Annotated in this window: 23 protein-coding genes, 4 tRNA genes and 1 riboswitch; of the genes, 5 read left to right on the top strand and 22 right to left on the bottom strand. The window is 42.6% G+C overall.

The window, feature by feature from the left end:
- Positions 1–18: 18 nt before the first annotated feature.
- The 9 genes from AADY36_RS02090 to AADY36_RS02050 form a co-directional block, all read right to left on the bottom strand.
- Positions 19–786 (bottom strand): TIGR04219 family outer membrane beta-barrel protein, encoded by a 768-nt coding sequence (locus AADY36_RS02090; protein ID WP_054561114.1) that lies wholly within the window; start codon positions 784–786, stop codon positions 19–21.
- A gap of 4 nt (positions 787–790) precedes the next feature.
- A complete protein-coding gene (locus AADY36_RS02085; protein ID WP_054561115.1) occupies positions 791–1,777 on the bottom strand; it encodes a DUF2333 family protein in 987 nt (328 codons plus the stop codon).
- Positions 1,778–1,785: 8 nt separating this feature from the next.
- A complete protein-coding gene (locus AADY36_RS02080; protein ID WP_054561116.1) occupies positions 1,786–2,292 on the bottom strand; it encodes a copper chaperone PCu(A)C in 507 nt (168 codons plus the stop codon).
- Between the two features lie 80 nt (positions 2,293–2,372).
- A complete protein-coding gene (locus tag AADY36_RS02075) occupies positions 2,373–2,699 on the bottom strand; it encodes a hypothetical protein (protein WP_054554146.1) in 327 nt (108 codons plus the stop codon).
- 9 nt (positions 2,700–2,708) lie between these two features.
- Positions 2,709–2,915, bottom strand: a complete 207-nt coding sequence (locus tag AADY36_RS02070; protein ID WP_054554145.1) for a PspC domain-containing protein — start codon at positions 2,913–2,915, stop codon at positions 2,709–2,711.
- Between the two features lie 10 nt (positions 2,916–2,925).
- Positions 2,926–3,600: a PspA/IM30 family protein gene (locus AADY36_RS02065; RefSeq protein WP_342408440.1), complete on the bottom strand. Its 675-nt coding sequence runs from the start codon at positions 3,598–3,600 to the stop codon at positions 2,926–2,928.
- A gap of 236 nt (positions 3,601–3,836) precedes the next feature.
- Complete coding sequence (dusA, locus tag AADY36_RS02060; protein ID WP_082422939.1) at positions 3,837–4,814, bottom strand: tRNA dihydrouridine(20/20a) synthase DusA; 978 nt, start codon at positions 4,812–4,814, stop codon at positions 3,837–3,839.
- Between the two features lie 236 nt (positions 4,815–5,050).
- The gene (locus AADY36_RS02055; protein ID WP_130166181.1) at positions 5,051–5,473 is read right to left on the bottom strand and encodes a hypothetical protein; all 423 of its coding nucleotides are present in this window, start codon (positions 5,471–5,473) and stop codon (positions 5,051–5,053) included.
- Positions 5,474–5,628: 155 nt separating this feature from the next.
- A complete protein-coding gene (locus AADY36_RS02050) occupies positions 5,629–6,249 on the bottom strand; it encodes a MarC family protein (RefSeq protein ID WP_054561119.1) in 621 nt (206 codons plus the stop codon).
- Between the two features lie 94 nt (positions 6,250–6,343).
- Here AADY36_RS02050 and AADY36_RS02045 point away from each other — a divergent pair, with 94 nt between their 5' ends.
- The 3 genes from AADY36_RS02045 (at position 6,344) to AADY36_RS02035 (ending at position 7,741) form a co-directional block, all read left to right on the top strand.
- Entirely contained in the window at positions 6,344–6,778 is a 435-nt protein-coding gene (locus tag AADY36_RS02045; protein ID WP_054554141.1) for a transcriptional repressor, read from the top strand.
- 73 nt (positions 6,779–6,851) lie between these two features.
- A complete protein-coding gene (locus AADY36_RS02040; RefSeq protein ID WP_054554140.1) occupies positions 6,852–7,319 on the top strand; it encodes a chemotaxis protein CheX in 468 nt (155 codons plus the stop codon).
- Complete coding sequence (locus AADY36_RS02035) at positions 7,316–7,741, top strand: secondary thiamine-phosphate synthase enzyme YjbQ (protein ID WP_054561120.1); 426 nt, start codon at positions 7,316–7,318, stop codon at positions 7,739–7,741. Before AADY36_RS02040 ends, AADY36_RS02035 begins: the two co-directional genes overlap by 4 nt.
- A gap of 77 nt (positions 7,742–7,818) precedes the next feature.
- Here the strand turns inward: AADY36_RS02035 and AADY36_RS02030 are convergent.
- From AADY36_RS02030 to orn, 5 genes are all read right to left on the bottom strand, one after another.
- A tRNA-Gly gene (locus AADY36_RS02030) sits at positions 7,819–7,894 on the bottom strand.
- Positions 7,895–8,060: 166 nt separating this feature from the next.
- A tRNA-Gly gene (locus AADY36_RS02025) sits at positions 8,061–8,136 on the bottom strand.
- Between the two features lie 166 nt (positions 8,137–8,302).
- Positions 8,303–8,378, bottom strand: a tRNA-Gly gene (locus AADY36_RS02020).
- Positions 8,379–8,544: 166 nt separating this feature from the next.
- Positions 8,545–8,620: transfer RNA gene (locus AADY36_RS02015), tRNA-Gly, on the bottom strand.
- Between the two features lie 420 nt (positions 8,621–9,040).
- On the bottom strand, positions 9,041–9,586 hold the full coding sequence (gene orn / locus AADY36_RS02010) for an oligoribonuclease (RefSeq protein ID WP_054554138.1): 546 nt from the start codon (positions 9,584–9,586) through the stop codon (positions 9,041–9,043).
- 122 nt (positions 9,587–9,708) lie between these two features.
- Between orn and rsgA the strand changes: the two genes are divergently transcribed.
- Both rsgA and asd read left to right on the top strand, forming a co-directional pair.
- Positions 9,709–10,767, top strand: a complete 1,059-nt coding sequence (gene rsgA, locus AADY36_RS02005; protein ID WP_054561121.1) for a small ribosomal subunit biogenesis GTPase RsgA — start codon at positions 9,709–9,711, stop codon at positions 10,765–10,767.
- Between the two features lie 18 nt (positions 10,768–10,785).
- Positions 10,786–11,652, top strand: coding sequence for an archaetidylserine decarboxylase (asd, locus tag AADY36_RS02000; protein ID WP_175083551.1), 867 nt, complete (start codon positions 10,786–10,788; stop codon positions 11,650–11,652).
- Positions 11,653–11,716: 64 nt separating this feature from the next.
- Here the strand turns inward: asd and AADY36_RS01995 are convergent, their stop codons facing one another.
- The 8 genes from AADY36_RS01995 to AADY36_RS01960 all read right to left on the bottom strand — a co-directional run bounded on the left by AADY36_RS01995 (position 11,717) and on the right by AADY36_RS01960 (position 19,258).
- Complete coding sequence (locus AADY36_RS01995; RefSeq protein WP_342408439.1) at positions 11,717–12,472, bottom strand: HesA/MoeB/ThiF family protein; 756 nt, start codon at positions 12,470–12,472, stop codon at positions 11,717–11,719.
- Between the two features lies 1 nt (position 12,473).
- Positions 12,474–13,997, bottom strand: coding sequence for a thiamine phosphate synthase (gene thiE, locus AADY36_RS01990; RefSeq protein ID WP_342408438.1), 1,524 nt, complete (start codon positions 13,995–13,997; stop codon positions 12,474–12,476).
- 15 nt (positions 13,998–14,012) lie between these two features.
- Entirely contained in the window at positions 14,013–14,795 is a 783-nt protein-coding gene (locus tag AADY36_RS01985) for a thiazole synthase (RefSeq protein ID WP_054561124.1), read from the bottom strand.
- Position 14,796: 1 nt separating this feature from the next.
- Positions 14,797–14,994 carry a sulfur carrier protein ThiS gene (thiS, locus tag AADY36_RS01980; protein ID WP_171041525.1) on the bottom strand — a complete coding sequence of 66 codons (198 nt, stop codon included), beginning with the start codon at positions 14,992–14,994 and terminating at the stop codon, positions 14,797–14,799.
- 8 nt (positions 14,995–15,002) lie between these two features.
- Complete coding sequence (locus AADY36_RS01975; protein WP_342408437.1) at positions 15,003–16,007, bottom strand: FAD-dependent oxidoreductase; 1,005 nt, start codon at positions 16,005–16,007, stop codon at positions 15,003–15,005.
- Between the two features lie 72 nt (positions 16,008–16,079).
- Entirely contained in the window at positions 16,080–18,032 is a 1,953-nt protein-coding gene (gene thiC, locus AADY36_RS01970) for a phosphomethylpyrimidine synthase ThiC (RefSeq protein ID WP_054561127.1), read from the bottom strand.
- Positions 18,033–18,176: 144 nt separating this feature from the next.
- A riboswitch (TPP riboswitch) is annotated at positions 18,177–18,278 on the bottom strand.
- Positions 18,279–18,342: 64 nt separating this feature from the next.
- Entirely contained in the window at positions 18,343–18,744 is a 402-nt protein-coding gene (locus AADY36_RS01965) for an META domain-containing protein (RefSeq protein ID WP_054561128.1), read from the bottom strand.
- A 124-nt stretch (positions 18,745–18,868) separates the two neighbouring features.
- Positions 18,869–19,258 carry an acyl-CoA thioesterase gene (locus AADY36_RS01960; RefSeq protein ID WP_054561129.1) on the bottom strand — a complete coding sequence of 130 codons (390 nt, stop codon included), beginning with the start codon at positions 19,256–19,258 and terminating at the stop codon, positions 18,869–18,871.
- Positions 19,259–19,313 lie beyond the last annotated feature (55 nt).

Here is a 19,313-nt window from a genome sequence, read left to right as displayed (position 1 = left end):
ATAAACCGAAAAACTCGATTAGAAGTGGATTTGAATACCCGCAAATGGGCCTGATGCATCTAAATCTGTGTAGATATCATCAATATCATCAAGCTCTAAAGTCATTGAGCGGTAACCCGCTTTAATGTCCATATCAATTGCTAAGTTATCAAGTAAAGCGTATGCAACACCCGCTTGGTAGTCTTGAATTTTGCTATCGTCGATAGCCAGTAAGCTACCTTCAAAGAATACGCTTAAACCTGTTAACGGCAAACCAACTTCAGCACGACCATACACTAAAGGTACGAAACCAGAAAAATCAACGCGCTCAGTCGTGTTTTGGCCACCATCTTGCGATGTACCCGTTACCGTAATTTCACCGTCAAATTGTTTAGCGTTTACACCTAAATCAATTGAAACCAAATCATTATCAAAGATTTCGTAATATAGGATGTAGTCAACATGTGATAAATCACTCACAGTGCCTACTTGTGTGCCTACCACATAATCAGAACCACCAAAACTAAATGTTTCATCAAGTGTTGTATCACCATTTAACTCAAGTTCAGTGTATTTTAGTTTAATGTTTGGTACTAACGGCACTGGGTGCTCAAGTGCTGCGTAGTAGCTCGTAAACGTTTCATCATCAAATTTAAAGCTTTGTAGATTTCCGTCTTGAGCAAAACTACCGCTGTTATCTGATTGCCAGCCATCAACACCTAGGTATAAACCTAATAATGTATCAGCTTGCGCTGTTGGAGCTAAACAGGCCATTGAAAGGGCAGCTGCTAAACAGTACTTTTTCATCATTTTATCCTTGCGCTAAAAGTTCGCTAAGTTCAATTAGAGCCGCATTGGCTCGAGAAATATAATTCGCCATGACCAGTGAGTGGTTAGCAACAAAACCAAAACCACTGCCATTTAAGATCATTGGGCTCCACACAGTTTCTTGCGTGGCCTCTAATTCACGAATAATTTGTTGCAGACTAACACGAGCATTTTTCTTTTCTAAGACATCAGCAAAATCATATTCAACCGCTTGTAAAAAGTGCAGTAATGCCCACGTTGCACCACGCGATTCATAAAATACATCATCAATTTGCCACCAAGATGTTTTTACTTGGCTTTGCAAAGGGGTGTATGTTGCTTGATGAGCTGCAGTATCGCCAGCTAAATCAGTGTTCAAACGATCTTGGCCAACACTTGCGCTTAGACGCTGACTTAAACTACCTAAGCGCTTTTCAGCTTCTTTTAACCAGCCACGTAAGTTATCGGCCCGGGCATAAAACTGGCTATCTCGATCGTTCTGATCCGCAATTTGAGTGCGATACACAACCAGTAAATCAATACCCTTTTGATATTCAGTTTCTGCGCTAGGCCATGCCCATGCTACCGAGCTTATATTAAATTGCGGCTGTGCTTTTTTAAGAGCTTCGTGCTCAGTTGATTGAGACTGTGAACGGCTGAAGTCTTTACGCATCGACAACACTAAATCTCGGGTCATCTCAAGCGCGCCATATTCCCACGCCGGCATGTTATCCATCATTACACTTGGTGGCATCATATCGTTAGATAAGTAGCCGCCAGGCTTATTTAATAATGTACTTGCCACATTGATCAACGTAGTTGTTGTAGTGTAGCCGGTGACAAACTTTTCACCGCGCATTTGCGCTTCCTGTTTTGCCTTGCTAACAACATCCATACGAGCTGGTTCACTACTCCAGTAAACAGCAATCGCGTAAAAAATAATTAGTATAATAAGTAATGCACTGGCTATTTTTCCTTTATGCTCAGACATAATACCTCCTAGTGATGTGAGTGCTCTTTACTTTTTTTTGATGCCTGCTCAGACATTTCTTGTAAAGACACAACCTTGGCTTGAGTAAAAACTCGATTGCCATCATTAAAATATAGCGTGAGTTTTCGTTCTTGCCCTGCTTTTAGTTGATCTTCAGGTTCAAACACCATTAAGTGATAACCACCCGGTTTAAACTCAACACTGCTGTGACCATCAATCTTTAATGATAAAACCTGTTCCATTTTCATCATGCCATCAACATGAGTATGCTGATGAATTTCAACACGTCCTAAACCATCAAGCTCAGCTTTAGTTAATACCGTTGCATGCTCACTTGGGTTAGTAATAGTTAAATAAGCCACGCTGGCTTTACTGGCTGGTAAAAATTCACGTACCTGCGCGTTGCTTACAGTTACTTCGGCAACATCGCTATGGTCATGGCCACTATGGGCAGATGAAAAAGTACTAAAGAATAAACTTGCGGTAAGAAAAGAGAGTGCGGGCCACAGTTTCATTATGTTTTAATCCTTGTTAAGACATTAACTTACCCGCTAAATTTAGCATATTTTATGTATTAAGGCAGTTTATTAGTACCTTAAGCTGGCGATTTTTTGTTATCGGCAATCAACCAGCATAATGCTGCGATGAGTAAAAGTGGCCATGCAATCATTACTGAGCCAAATAAAAACGCAAGCACAACACCAATCAAAGCAACAACACCTGCGCCTAGCAGCCCAATAGTGAATAGCGCAACACCTGCAACGACGGCAATGACTGCCACTATTGCACCGATGACCTCAAGCCCAGCCCAACTCATATCAGCAATTGATAAAGGTAATTGCCATGAGTCAAACGATACAAATGAAACCGCATCAGTGCATAGTAATAACATTGCCAAAATGATGATAGCTAACGTTTTCATGTCCTACTCCTAGTAACCTTTCACTGGTAAAGTGCAATGAGCCACTAAATAACCCACGCCTATTAACAGCGGCATTTGAATAAGTAATATGATCATGACCAAACGTGTTGACCATACAGGGAAGCCCAAGCGCGCAGCGAGTCCGCTACACACACCCGAGATCTTTTTATTACTCAGATCACGGTACCAACGTGTCGATGTGTGATAAGTATTCATTATTAACCTCCTAAGCCGACTGCTTCATCGTTGCTTTCAAGTCAGCAAGCTCTTTATCGATTGCTTCATCTTTCTCAAGGGCAGCGAATTGTGCTGCTGTTGAATTTGCAGCATCACTTTGTGTCAGTTCATACGCTTCAACTTGCGACTCAATGTTTTCAACGCGCTGCTCTAAATAGTCAAAACGCGCTAATGCATCTTCAACTTTACTGCTATGAAGCTGCTCTTTTACTTTTAAGCGTGCTGTAACAACGCGTTCTTTTTGCATGTAAGTCAGCTGTTTGGCTTTTGCATCTGCAAGCTTGTTTTGTAAACGCTGACAATCTTCTGTCAATTTAGCGAGTGACTCTACCACTTTATCCATTTCAGCTTGTTGCGCTTCGATTTCTGTCGTTAAACGCTGCTTTTCAACTAATGCTGCTTTGGCAAGATCATCACGATCTTTACTCAACGCTTTTTCTGCTTTCGCTTGCCAGTCAGCTACTTTCGCTTTTTTCGCTGCAATTTCACGCTTCATTTGCTTTTCTTGCGTTAAAAATGTCGCAGCAGTTGCACGGCATTCGGTCAGTGCATCCTGCATTTCTTGCACGAGTAGATTAAGTAACTTTTCAGGATCTTCAGCTTTGTCTAATGCTGCAGAAAGGTTTGCCTGAATAATGTCATTTACGCGATTTAATACACCCATGTGACTCTCCTGTTGATTATTGGGTTAATACAGCTAGGAGATTCCAATTCTTGTGCCAACTAACGAATAAATTAAAATTATCATTTATATACAATGAGTTGAGTCAATTAAATTTAGATTTAGGCTGACTAGTGACTGAATGAAAAATAACTAATTTGACTAAAAAATTAACTTTTTCACTAAATTTTAGGATCAAAAAAAGCCACAAAATGTGGCTTTTTTAATAGGGTAAATGATTAGGCTTCTGGGACAAAACTTAAGGCTTTATCCATAACAGATAAATCGGCCGCTTTACCATGGCCTTTTTCTGAAAGATGGCGTCTAAAACCACGCGCACCAGGTTGGCCTTGGAAAATTCCCAACATATGGCGAGCAATATGCCAAAAGTTAGCGCCTTTGCTCATTTCATCTTCAATATAGTCATACATCGAGCGCACAACCTGATGACGACTCAGCGTAAAGGCTTCATCACCATATATGTTTTCGTCGACCTCAGACAAAATAAACGGATTACTATACGCTTCACGACCAATCATAATGCCATCAACATACTCAAGGTGAGCTACGCTATCAGCAATTGTTTTCACGCCACCATTTAAGCTTAAATGCAATTGCGGATAATCTTTTTTCAACTGATAAACGCGCGGGTAATCAAGAGGTGGGATCTCACGATTTTCTTTTGGGCTTAAGCCATTTAACCAAGCTTTACGCGCATGAATAATAAAGTCATCACAACCAACATCATGACTCGCTTCAATTAAAGCACATAAAAACTCATACGAATCTTGCTCATCAATACCAATGCGCGTTTTAACAGTAACAGGAATAGTCACTTCGGCCTTCATTGCAGCAACGCAGTCAGCAACCAGTTTAGGCTCAGCCATTAAACAAGCACCAAAACGACCATTTTGCACGCGATCAGACGGACAGCCGACATTTAAATTTACTTCATGATAGCCGCGCTCCGCCGCTAACTTTGCACACTTAGCCAACGCTTCAGGATCTGAGCCACCAAGTTGCAATGCCACTGGCCCTTCATGCTCATTAAAGTGTAGGTAATCGCCTTTACCAAATAAAATAGCGCCGGTTGTCACCATCTCAGTGTAAAGCACAGCATGCTTAGTCATTTTACGGTGAAAGGTTCGACAGTGACGATCAGTCCAATCTAACATGGGTGCCACGGAAAAACGGCGGTTTAATGTCGTTGTGCTCATAACATGGCCCCTTTAAAGATCAATGCATTTACTTGCAACTTAAATTACCTAATACGATTAACGCTTAATATAGCGATGACACATACCCTTTAGGTATGCACCGAAATGAAAAATTGTGACCATTATACCACCGAAGCTAGCTCGCGGCATGGCTTAATCGAAGATCAGATGGTGAAAAGAGGCGAAGAAGTGTACTGCAATCTCACTTCTTTGATGAATAAGGTTAAATACTAAGACTACATTTTTACTTTACTAAGAAGGTGTTCAAGGTTTTGGCCCGTTAGTTCCAAAATCGTAATTTCAAGCTCTTTGTAGTCCTCGTTCTTGAGGTTAACTAATTTAGCGCCCACTGCAATTCGTGCTACTTTCTCAACGGGGTCCATTTCGACAATTTCAATTGATGCACGCGTATCATGATCTTTTGATTGCACATAATATTCACTAAAGAAGGTACCATCTGCACGTACATTTGGATTACTGTCAGACACAGACTGCAGGAGCGTGCCTTTCTTTAAATCACTTTTACGAAGTGAGAAGCTGTATTCCGCCACATTGGCATGACCAACAATTACGGTTACTGCGCTTTCACCATTAATTTTAAAATCATGATCTGTTACTTCGATAACTTTTAGCTTACCACTATCATAGGTCGGCTCCATGCAAGCACCTAAACTAAAAATCAGAAAAACAGATAAGACGACATTTTTGATTAGCATTCTTTGTTCCTTAAATTTTATATTGCCTTCTTTAAAGTTAGATAAAAGAAGGCAATTATTCAAAGTTTAAATCACTGAAAATGCACTTTAAATTAAAACTAGCCGACAACACTCAAACCGAAGTAGTGAGCGATACCGCCTAAGATATTGGTAACCGCTACTGACGATAAAATTAAGCCCATCACCCGACTGATAATGCTCGCGCCACTATCACCAATTAACTTATGAACATGCGTGGCAAGCAGTAATAAAACCAATACAATTACTAGTACAGAAAGCATAATTGATGAGGTTATAAGTTGCTCATACCAAGTGTATTCGGTATTTCGAGTCATCAGTACTGCACCAAGCATAGCACCGGGGCTGGCAATAGAAGGAATCGCCAACGGAAAAATAGCGGTTTCGGTGCTATCTCGAACACTTTTGATTTCTGTTTCTGGTTTACTTTCACCGAAGATCATCGACAGAGCAAACAGTAATAATACGATACCTCCGGCAATCTGAAATGCCGAAAGTGGAATATTGATCGCGTTTAAAAGTAACTCGCCCGCAACAACAAAAAATAATAGCACTAATGCCGAAACACCAACCGCTTTTAATGCAACTTTGCGCTTAAATTTGGCGTCATCCCAGCGTGTAACAGCAATAAAAACAGGCACGGTCCCGATAGGATCAATGACGGCAAAAAAGAAAATGAATGCAGCTAGCAATTCATTCATTAAGAAAACCCCCTGAAAACGTGTTAGTGAATAAAAACACTGCAACTACAATACAGTATGTTAGTATATCACGGTAGCGTAAGGATAAGAGAAGATGAATATAGAATCACTCGTCAGTAAAGCAAAACAAGTATGCGATAATCGTGGTGCACGTTTCACACCTATCCGTGAAAAAGTATTCCGCCTATTAGCTAGTGCGCAAGGTGGTGTGGGTGCTTATGACCTATTAGAACAACTCAAATTAACTGAGTCAGGCGCAAAACCTGCCACTATTTATCGAGCGCTCGATTTCTTATCGGAACTTGGCTTTATTCATAAAATTGAAAGCACCAACTCATTTATGCTGTGCCATCATTTCGATCACATTCACCCTGTACAGTTATTAATTTGTGACAGCTGTGGTTATGTAAAAGAATTACATTCAACAGTAATTTCTCATGAACTTAATAACTTAGCAGCAGAAAGTGGGTTTATTGTCTCAGGACAAACAATTGAAGCGCACGGTAAATGCGAAAAATGCAAAGAATAAGTGCGGTGTTTGAAACAACCACTACACTTAAAGTATGATTAACAGCATTTCGAAACCTAAGGGAAAATAAATAATGAATGTGGAGTTCATCAACCCTTTTTTATCATCATTATTAAATGTTTTGAGCACTATGGCTCAAACAGAATTAAAGCCGGGCAAACCTAGTTTAAAGAAAGACGAACTAGCCCGTGGCGATGTATCAGGTTTGATTGGTATGGTTGGCCCACAAACTAAAGGTTCACTTTCAATCACCTTTGATGAAAATCTAGCACTGACGATTATGGAAAGAATGCTAGGTGAACGCCCTGATACGGTGAACGAAGAAGTAACCGACATGGTAGGTGAAATTACTAACATGGTGACAGGTGGCGCTAAAAACTTACTTGGCGAAAAAGGCTATGAGTTTGATATGGCAACGCCAGTTGTAGTGTCTGGTAAGGGACATACAATTGCACATAAATGTGAAGGCGCCAAGGTGTTAATTCCATTCACGTCTGCTGATGGTAACGCCAATATTGAAGTTAGCTTTGATAAACTATGAGCTGGCAGCAAAAAACCATTCAATTGAAGCCTCGCTCACGAGGCTTTCACATCATTGATGACGAGCTACTTCGTCAACTTCCAGAAATAGCACAATACAAAGTCGGCTTATTACACCTATTCATTCAACACACTTCTGCAAGCTTAACTATTAACGAAAATGCAGATCCTACAGTAAGAATGGATATGGAAAGTCACTTCAATCATTTTGTGCCAGAACGACAAAGTTATTACCGCCATGATTATGAAGGTGATGACGACATGCCAGCCCACATAAAAAGCAGTACACTAGGTGCTGAGCTCACTATTCCAATTAACCAAGGCCGTTTAATGCTAGGTACTTGGCAAGGTATCTATTTAGGTGAACACCGAGATCATGGTGGCGCTAGACGTATTATCGCGACTGTTCAAGGCCAGATCTAAAACTAGCTGTAAGCTGTAAGCTGTAAGCAAAACTTGGCTTTATATTTAAGAAAGTGTTTTTGGGATTTTTTAGAGATTGGAGCGGCACACGAGGCTCGAACTCGTGACCTCAACCTTGGCAAGGTTGCGCTCTACCAACTGAGCTAGTGCCGCTTTAAAGTAGTCAGTAATTTGTCCGTTGGCGCACAACCTGAAGGTTGCGGTTAAACGTTCTGGCAACTGAACTAGTGCCGCACAATAAGTTACTAGTTTTAAGTTACAAGCTTCAAGTTAATTACTTCCACTTGAAACTTAAGCCAATTTCTTTTGGTGAAGAAATTGGAGCGGCACACGAGGCTCGAACTCGTGACCTCAACCTTGGCAAGGTTGCGCTCTACCAACTGAGCTAGTGCCGCTTTAAAGTAGTCAGTAATTTGTCCGTTGGCGCACAACCTGAAGGTTGCGGTTAAACGTTCTGGCAACTGAACTAGTGCCGCACAATAAGTTACTAGTTTTAAGTTACAAGCTTCAAGTTAGTTACTTTCCCCTTGAAACTTAAGCCAATTTCTTTTGGTGAGAAATTGGAGCGGCACACGAGGCTCGAACTCGTGACCTCAACCTTGGCAAGGTTGCGCTCTACCAACTGAGCTAGTGCCGCTTTAAAGTAGTCAGTAATTTGTCCGTTGGCGCACAACCTGAAGGTTGCGGTTAAACGTTCTGGCAACTGAGCTAGTGCCGCACAATAAGTTACTAGTTTTAAGTTACAAGCTTCAAGTTAGTTACTTTCCCCTTGAAACTTAAGCCAATTTCTTTTGGTGAGAAATTGGAGCGGCACACGAGGCTCGAACTCGTGACCTCAACCTTGGCAAGGTTGCGCTCTACCAACTGAGCTAGTGCCGCTTTAAAGTAGTCAGTAATTTGTCCGTTGTCGCACAACCTGAAGGTTGCGGTAAAACGTTCTGGCAACTGAGCTAGTGCCGCATTAAAAGTAGTCAGTAATTTGTCCGTTGGCGCACAACCTGAAGGTTGCGGTAAACGTTCTGGCAACTGAGCTAGTGCCGCATTCAAAAGTAGTCAGTAATTTGTCCGTTGGCGCACAACCTGAAGGTTGCGGTAAACGTTCTGGCAACTGAGCTAGTGCCGCATTCAAAAGTAGTCAGTAATTTGTCCGTTGGCGCACAACCTGAAGGTTGCGGTAAAACGTTCTGGCAACTGAGCTAGTGCCGCATTCAATTACTTAGAGACATACCAACCCCGCGGGGGTTAACGTCTTAAGCGGGGCAGGATTCTACAATAATCCGATGTGTTTGCAAATGTTTTTTACAAATTAAAGAATTTTTCTTGGTAAACCTTTAATTCCATGATCGAATCTTTGATATCGTCGAGGGCTAGATGTGAACCTTTTTTGTTCACTTGCGCTAATACGTCAGGTTTCCAACGACGTGCAAGTTCTTTAACGGTACTCACATCAAGGTTACGGTAGTGAAAGTAGTCTTCCAATTCAGGCATGTACTTATTCATAAAACGGCGGTCTTGGCCGATAGAATTACCACACATAGGTGAAGCACCCGCAGGTACCCATTGCTTTAGAAATGCCAATGTTTGATCAATAGCATCTTGTTCAGTGAATGTGCTTGCTTTACAACGAGCTGTTAAACCAGATTGACCGTGCTGAGTCGTGCACCACTCGTCCATGCCATCAAGCAGTTCATCGCTTTGATGAATAGCAATAACAGGGCCTTCAGCCAAGATGTTTAAATCACTGTCGGTGACAACAGTGGCAATTTCGAGTATTTTATCTGTTGCTGGTTCGAGGCCTGTCATTTCCAGGTCGAGCCAGATAAGATTTGATTTATGAAAAGACATAGTTACCTTAGCGGTGCTTTCCTTTAGATCCAACGCATTTAGATATATCATATTAGTATCATCAGTCGACCTAAAGCTTTTTTTTCAAAAAGCCCGACATTTACTCAAGTTATAGGCCAAAAGTGGCAAAACAAAAGAAATTAAGTAAAGGCCAATCACGTCGAATTAAGGCCAATCATCAAAAACGCCTCTCTAATGCAGACAAAAAGCAACAGAAAGGGGCAACTGTGCAATGGCAAAATGACAATTTAGGCCCTGCCGAAAATGCGGTTGTGATCAGTCGATTTGGCCAACATGCCGATATCGAAACCGAATCAGGTGAAGTATTGCGCTGTAATATACGCAGAACTGTATCGAGCCTTGTATGTGGTGATGAAGTTATTTTTCGCCGTGCAAAAGTTAGCGAAGGCGACTTAGCAGGCGTTATTGAAGCAACCCATGAGCGTCGCTCACAACTAACACGACCTGATTTTTATGACGGCGTGAAAGTCGTCGCTGCCAATATCGACCAAATTTTAATGGTCTCTGCAGTACTCCCTGAGTTTACGCCAAACATTATCGACCGCTATTTAGTTGCCTGTGAAGACATGGGGATTGAGCCTATTTTAGTGCTTAATAAAATAGATTTAATTGACGATGAAGGCCTTGCTTTTATTGATGAAATTCTCGATATCTATCGCGACCTTGGTTATCAAGTACTATTAGTCAGTAATAAAACCGGTCAAGGCATTGCTGAGCTTAAACAAAAACTGGTCGATAAAAACAGCATTTTTGTTGGTCAAAGTGGTGTGGGTAAATCAACCTTAGTAAACACTGTACTGCCAGATGCAGACATCCTAACCCAAGAAGTCTCTGAGAACAGCGGCCTTGGTCAACACACAACAACCGTATCGCGATTACACCATTTACCAAGTGGTGGTAACCTAATCGACTCACCAGGAATTCGTGAGTTTGGCTTATGGCATTTAGATGTTGAGCGCGTTACATGGTGCTTTAAAGAGTTCCGTGATTTTATTGGTGGCTGTCGTTTTCGCGATTGTAAGCATTTAAACGATCCTGGCTGTATAATTCGCCAAGCTGTTGATGATGGTGAAATTTCAGAACTTCGTTTTGACAGTTACCACCGAATTTTAGAAACTATGGCCGACGGCCGTGCTGGTGCACGCGCTCCTCGCGTATAACTATTTAGGAAATAACAAGTGAGTTTAGATAAATTCAAAATTGCTATGCAATATGCCATGCCAAAACATTTCATTTCGCGCATGGTTGGCAAGTTAGCAGCAGCAAAAGCGGGTGGCTTAACAACGGCCTTAATTAAATTGTTTATCAAACAATACAAAATTGATATGAGTGAGGCTAAATACCCAGATCCAGCTCATTACAAAACTTTTAATGAGTTTTTCACTCGCCCATTAAAAGAAGGTATTCGTCCACTTGCTGAAGAAAGCGACATTATTGCTCACCCAGTTGATGGTGCAATTAGCCAATTAGGCGATGTAGTAGACGGTCAAATCATCCAAGCAAAAGGCCATGACTACAGCTTACAAGCACTCCTTGGTGGCAAAGAAGAAGACACAGCGCCGTTTTTAGGCGGTAAATTTGCCACTATTTATTTAGCGCCTAAAGATTACCACCGTATTCACATGCCTGTTGATGGTACGCTGAGCAAAATGATCTACGTACCGGGTGATTTATTTTCGGTAAATCCGTTAACAGCGCAAAATGTACCTAACCTATTTGCTCGTAACGAGCGTGTTGTGGCTATCTTTGAGACTGAAATTGGCCCGCTAGCCATGGTACTTGTTGGTGCAACAATTGTTGCTAGCATCGAGACTATTTGGGCAGGCACAGTCACGCCACCAGCAGGTAAAGATGTATTTAGTTGGAATTACCCAACCACAGGTGACAACGCGATTACTCTGAAGAAGGGTGAAGAAATGGGTCGCTTTAAGTTAGGCTCGACCGTTATTTTAGCCTGGGGTGCAAATCAAGCTGAGTTCTTATCAGATCAACACCCAGAAACAGTGACGCGCATGGGCACACCATTTGCGAAAATTAACGACTAATAAGTTCAATTTAGCAAACCACTTGAGCAATAGTGGTTTGCTTAAAATTCACAATAAATCGCGCCTACACTCCACGATTACACTCTGAGCATTCACTATCTTTTTGAATATTAAAGCGCTGCTGCATTAGTGTTAGCCCGTCAAATTGAATAAACTCGCTGCCCGTTTTGTGGCCAAGCAATATATTGATAGCCAATAAACTTTGCATGCTTCCCATAACACCCAGTAAAGGGCTCAATACCCCAGCATTGTCACAATTAAGCGCTGTTTGCTCCTCCGTTTGCGGGAATATACAGCTATAGCAAGGGCTTTGTTCATCACGAAAATCAAAACTCATCACCTGCCCCTGCGTTGCAATAGCCGCAGCTGAAACAAGCGGAATAGATTTAGCTAAACAATAGCGATTAACCAAATAGCGGGTAGCAAAGTTATCACTGCAATCAAGAATGATGTCAGCACCTTCAAGTAGCTCAGCACAGTTACTTTCATCAAGCTTTTGGCATAGAGGCTTAACCGTAATTTGATTATTTAAACTGCTTAACACTTTGGCAGCCGCCTGTGTTTTTGCCTGCCCCATGTGGTTTACTTTATAGAGTATTTGTCGCTGTAGATTTGAAAGCTCAACTTTATCGTCGTCAATCAAAGTGAGCGTTCCTATTCCTGCTGCCGCTAAATAAAACAGTGCCGGTGAGCCAAGCCCACCAGCTCCTACAACCACAATATGTGCAGCCTTTAACTTTTGCTGCCCCGCATGCCCCACCTCTTTTAATAGCAAGTGGCGGCTATAACGAATTTGCTCTTTGTCGCTTAACGCGCTCATATTATGACTGACCTTCGACCAGCTGTTTTAACTTGGCAATGGCTGCTTGGTAGTCTTCGGCTTCAGTAATCGCACGCACTACGGCAACACTGCCAACACCCGTGCTAGCAACTTGCTCAGCACGTGATAAATCAATCCCGCCAATTGCAACCGTTGGATAATCGGCCATCAACGGCACAAATTTTTCTAGCTTTTCTAAGCCCTGAATTTGCCCAGTCATGTCTTTGGTGGTGGTTGGATAAATAGCACCAAACGCCATATAACTTGGTCTGTAATTATGCGCGCGTAGCATCTCATAAAAGCCATGAGTCGACACACCTAAGCGTAACCCCGCCTCTTTTATGGCAATTAAATTAGCGGTTTGTAAGTCTTCTTGCCCTAAATGCACACCATAAGCGCCGTGCTTAATCGCCAATTGCCAATAATCATTGATATACACCTGCGCATCGTACTTCTGCCCCAGCATAACCGCACTTGCAATCGACTCATCAAGTGCTGCATCGTCTGCATTTTTCATTCTTAATTGAACTGTTTTAACCCCTTCGGCTAAACACTTCTCTAACCAATCAACTGTATCTACAACGGCATATAGACCAAGCTGTTTAGAGTCGCACTCGGCAAAACCTGCGGCCATGGTAAAGTCAACCGGGCAATCAAAGTCGAGTTCATCACCTAGCCAACTTCCCGCCTCGATGACTTGTGGGTAATCTGCTAGATTTGTTGGAAAGCAAGTGTGCGCAACGGGGCCAATCCCTTCACCATATCGAACGGCTGCTTTTAATCCTTGGTTTATATAGGCTTTTGCTAAAATAAAGGCATCTTTGAGTGGATACTGTTTAGATAAACACGCTGCAATAACAGAAGCCATACTGCATCCAGTACCGTGACTATGCGGAGTTTGAATTTTTTCGTTACCAAGCCAATATTCCTGCTCACCTTGCACGCAGTAATCAATGCAATAGCCACTTGGGTAATCCCAATGACCCCCTTTGATAATCACCGCTTTTGCACCAAAGTCAGTTAACTTTTCTGCGGCTTCTTTCACTGCGCTTGGGCCAATCAAATAAACACCGGTTAATAGCTGCGTTTCGTGGGTGTTCGGTGTTACTACATCGACTAATGGCAATAAGCACTCTTTAATGGCACTAACAGTATCTTCTTCTGTTAATAAATCACCACTTGAGGCAATGGCAACCGGATCATAAACAACCAAAGGCGGCTCTGCCCAAGTTGCTTTGTAATGTTTTAAATGCTCACTAATAAGCTGTATTTGCTGCACATTGGCAAGCATGCCAATTTTAATCACACTGGCAGGCATATCACTGGCTAAGGCTAATAGTTGCGACTCAATCACTTCTGTTGAAATCGGGTTAAGTGCTTCTACACCTAAACTATTTTGTGCCGTTAAAGCAGTAATAACCGTACAGCCATGTACATTAAAACTTTGCATTGCCTTGATGTCGGCTTGAATTCCTGCACCGCCGCCCGAATCTGAGCCAGCTATGGTCCATACAACCTGATTCATGTTATTCCTCACATTTTATTCTTGATGCCAAAATGGCATTCCAAGCGTCGGCGTTGATGGGCTTGCTACGTCTTTTTCTGGCATCGCTTTAGCCAAATAGCTATATCGCCCCGCTTCAACCGCACTCTTAAACGCTTTACTCATCGTTACTGGGCAACCTGCACCTGCAATCGCCGAATTTAATAATACGGCATCATACCCTAATTCAAGCGCTTGACAGGCATGAGATGGTAAACCTAAGCCCGCATCAACAATTAAAGTATGGTTTGGCAAGCGCTCACGAATCATTTTTAAGTTGTAAGGATTCAGTAAGCCTTTACCCGTGCCTATCGGTGCCCCCCAAGGCATAAGTACTTCGCAGCCTAAGTCAGCGAGGCGCTGACACAGCACTAAATCATCTGTGCAATAAGGTAAAACTTTAAAGCCATCGGCCAATAAAATTTTAGTGGCTTCGAGCAGTGCGATTGGATCGGGCTGTAAATTATATTCATCACCAATCAACTCTAACTTGATCCAATCAGTGGCAAACACTTCGCGGCACATTTGTGCCAAGGTCACCGCTTCTTTCACACTATGACAACCCGCCGTATTAGGCAGCACCTTTAACCCGGTGTTTTTTATCAATTGCCAAAAATCATCACCCGCAGCAACGCTTTGCTGACGTCTTAATGAAACCGTGACAATCTCAGCCTGTGAGGCCACTATCGAATCCTGCATAACACTAGGTGAAGGATACAATGCTGAGCCTATCAGTAACCGACTCGTAAACTGCTCACCATAAACCGAAAAACTATCCATCTTAGCCTCCTTGAATTGGCGACAATAACTCAATGCTGTCGCCTTCGTTGAGGGTTTTAGCATCGCATTGACTGCGCGGTACAAAGTCACCATTAACGGCAACCGCAAATGGAGGTCTTGCGCCAAACTGGCTCAACGCCTGAGTGAGCGATGTATTGTCGTTCACTGTAACTGACTGACCATTAATTAAAATATTCATTTTTATCCTTAAGCAATTAAGCTCACTGCGTCATCAACCACCTGAGGCGCGAGTAAATAGCCATGACGGTACAAGCCATTAATACTGATCACTCGACCTTGTTTTGTGACTTTCGGGCGGTTGTCTGCAAACGCTGGACGAAGCCCTGATTGCAAGCTCTCGATACGCCCTTCAGCAAAGCCGCTATGCACGGTATAAGCAGCAGACAATAACTCCAGCGCCGAGCGCACGGTGACTTTACCGCGGTCTTGCGATTCGATTTCAGTCGCACCAATCACAAATTGATGATTTGGCTTAGGAGCAATATAAATTGGGTAACGCGGATGCATCAGTCGTATCGGTCTGGTTAGGTTCACCTCTGGTGCATATAAACGCGCCACCTCCCCTCTTACTCCACGCAGTAAGGGTTCAGCCTGTTTAGCACCCAAGCCGCGACAATCAAATACATAATCATAGCTTTGGCCATTCACTTGATGGGCGTTCAATTCAACTTTACAGCCAAAGTTAAATTGCACTCCTTGCGAGGTAAGCTTTTTAAAACTAGCGCAATAAAATGCCTGATTATCGAGCTGCCCTTCACAAGGTAAATACACACCTTGATGGAAACGCCCAGCTAGTTCTGGCTCAAGATCAGCGATTTGAGTGCCGACCAATGCCTGTGCCTGATAGCTTTCAAGTGGTTTTAAGCGGCTCACAAAACTTTGTAAATCGCCCTTATCTTGCTGATGAGCAACCACTAAACTGCCTGTTTGTTGAAAATACACCGCTTCATCGAGCTCACTTAAAATTTGCTGCCAACGAATGATGCTATTAAGCCCTTGTATGGCTAAATCCTGTTCACACAGGACTGATTCTGCAAAGGGGGCTAACATCGCTGCAGCAACGCTACCGGCACTGTTGCTAGCATGTTCATCATCTTGTTCAAACACACTTAACTGATGCTCTTTAGCAAGTGCTAATGCAGTTAAACGGCCAGTTAAACCAAAGCCCAATATCGCTATCTTTAATGACATAAACTTTCTAGGCCTAAGCTCTAGGCCCTAGGTAAATACCCAGAGCCTATCGCTGATGCCTAGCTCCATCAATTAAACTGCTTTGTGGTAAATCTCAGAGCCTGTTTTTTTGAACTCGTCTGATTTCGCTTTCATTTCGGCTTCAACATCGACCATTTTGATTTCGATAGCATCACCTACGTTATTTGGATCAATACCTCTTGCTTCAAGATCTTTGGCGTAATCACGAACTTCTTGAGTGATCTTCATCGAGCAGAACTTAGGGCCACACATAGAGCAGAAATGTGCAATCTTGCCTGATTCTTGTGGCAATGTTTCGTCGTGATATTCGCGGGCGCGTTCAGGGTCTAAACCTAGGTTAAATTGGTCGTGCCAACGGAACTCAAAGCGCGCTTTTGATAATGCGTTGTCACGCTCTTGCGCACCCGGGTGGCCTTTTGCCAAATCGGCAGCATGAGCAGCAATTTTGTAAGTGATTAAACCTTCTTTAACGTCTTCTTTGTTAGGTAAGCCTAAATGCTCTTTAGGGGTTACATAACAAAGCATAGCGCAGCCGTACCAAGCAATTTGCGCAGCGCCAATACCTGATGTGAAATGATCGTACCCCGGTGCAATATCCGTGGTTAATGGACCAAGCGTGTAAAACGGTGCTTCTTCACAGTGTTTTAGCTGCTCTTCCATATTCTCTTTGATCATATGCATTGGCACATGGCCTGGGCCTTCGATGAACACTTGTACATCATGTTTCCAAGCAAGTTTTGTCAACTCACCTAAAGTACGTAATTCGCTGAATTGGGCTTCGTCATTAGCATCGGCAATAGAGCCCGGACGCAAGCCATCACCTAATGAAAAACACACATCATACTGTTTTAAAATTTCACAGATTTCTTCAAAATGCGTGTATAAGAAGTTTTCTTTATGGTGCGCTAAACACCATTTCGCCATGATTGAGCCACCACGGGAAACAATACCGGTAACACGCTTTGCTGTCATCGGCACGTAACGCAACAATACGCCAGCGTGAATGGTAAAGTAATCAACACCCTGTTCTGCTTGTTCAATCAAGGTATCACGGAAAATCTCCCACGTTAGGTCTTCAGCCACACCATTTACTTTTTCAAGCGCTTGGTAAATTGGTACGGTACCAATTGGTACTGGCGAGTTACGCACCACCCATTCACGGGTTTCGTGAATATAACGGCCCGTTGATAAGTCCATCACCGTGTCGGCGCCCCAACGAGTCGACCACACCATTTTTTCTACTTCTTCTTCGATTGATGATGTGACCGATGAATTACCAATATTCGCGTTCACCTTAACTAAGAAGTTTCGGCCAATGATCATCGGCTCAGTTTCAGGATGGTTGATGTTGTTAGGAAGCACGGCGCGGCCACGGGCAATTTCATCACGCACAAATTCAGGGGTAATAAAATCAGGAATGCTAGCGCCAAACGATTCGCCTTTGTGCTGGGCTGCTAGTAACTCTTCACGAATTTTAGCGCGTCCCATGTTTTCACGAATTGCGACATATTCCATTTCAGGCGTCACAATGCCTTGTCGCGCATAATGCATTTGGGTCACGTTTTTACCCGCTTTTGCACGGCGGATCTTTGGTAGATGTTCAAAGCGGATATGATCTAACCCTTCATCTGCCATTCGCTGTTGAGAAAACTGCGAAGTCACTGAGTCTAAAATTTCAGTGTCGCCGCGGCTTTCAATCCACTTTTCGCGGTATTTTTCAAGACCCTTGCGCACATCAAGTTGAAAATCTGGGTCAGTATATGGACCTGATGTATCGTAAACACGAATTGGCGCGTTAGGCTCAAATACAGGGTTCTCTTCAGTGCCACCGATAAAAGTATCGCTGAGAGTGATTTCACGCATCCCTACTCGTACATTGTCTTGTGTACCTTCTACATAAACTTTATGAGAATTAGGAAACGGTTGCCCCGTTAAGTTATAAATATAATCTGATGCAGCCGCGCGGACTTCGCGGCGAGATGGTTTAGTTGTTGTGTTTGACATGACTTACCTCATTGCTTTAAGGGTTGTCTTGTCAGATATTGCAAATGCAATAGAGAGTGGCAAACGCCATTGGATCGTCAATAAGCTAATTGCTTACTAGTGCAGCCTGTGCCGCTTATGCCCCAAAATTTGGCGCACAAGCGCCCAGTGAGGCAGCTTGTTCCCTACGCAGGTGTTAGCCTGATCAGGTTCACGGATCCCGCTTTCGCGATCTCAGCCTTATTTAAGGCACTCCGACAAGTATAAATTCGTTTCTTTTAAAACGCCCTGAGTGTACGTCAGTTAAAAAATTGCTGCAAGCTCAGCCACTTTAGTTTTTTGCAATGAAGGTAAAATGGTGCTCGCCTTGTAGGGTAAGTTGCTCACCAGTTAAAGTAATGGCTGCGCCTTCTTTTAGCGCTGACAGTAATTGCTGCTCAAGCGCATCAACTTGCTCACCACAAGATTTACGTGTCATACCTAACTTATTTACTGTTAGCGTATCTTCGCTGAGCGCACCTTCACCAAAAAATTTATTACAGCCAGCAAAGCCGTTAACCTGCATCGCTTCGATAAAACGCAGCGAGGCTGTTTGGGATACAGGAATGGCTAAACCATTCACTTTTGATAATTGCCACTGTGTATATTTTAATTGCTCACTAGTGACTGTCCCTGTCGATGAGCAGCCCATGCAAAATAATACTAAAAGGAGGGGCAAGGCTACTAACTTCATATTTTTTTACGATTCAAATTTCAATATAGTAATAATAACAACATTTAACGCAATTGATCGTTAAAAAAACATGTTTTATCTGTAAAAAATTGTTCTAAGTTAGCTTTTTAAATAACAACGCAGACTATTTGAATAAGTTATCGACTTCTTCTGGTAAAAAAGGACGACCTTTTTCATTTACCGACGTGCCAATCACCAAAGCTTGCAGCATCACTTTATCATCATGTTTACGATACACCGTTTGCCTAAAAGCAAACTTTAAACGGCTGATACGCTCAGGCTCAACTGCAACGTAAAACTCATCGCCCGGCACTAGTGATGCCTTGTAATCCATTTCGCTTCGCAGCACGACAAGGTTTACTTTTTCTCTTGCTAGCTTTGCAAAGTCGATACCTTGAGCATGTAAAAACTCATGGCGAGCATGCTCTAGGTAATTAAAATAAACACTGTTATTAACAATGCCTTGTAAATCACACTCATAATCACGCACTTTAAAGTCTACTTTAAAGGTCATAGTCGTATTCCTAATCAATTTACGTATAATTGCCTGCGTTTATACCATAAAAATT

This window comes from Pseudoalteromonas sp. D15MCD-2, from assembly GCF_038562745.1.
Taxonomy (GTDB): domain Bacteria; phylum Pseudomonadota; class Gammaproteobacteria; order Enterobacterales; family Alteromonadaceae; genus Pseudoalteromonas.
This window is presented reverse-complemented; position numbering and strand designations above follow the sequence as displayed.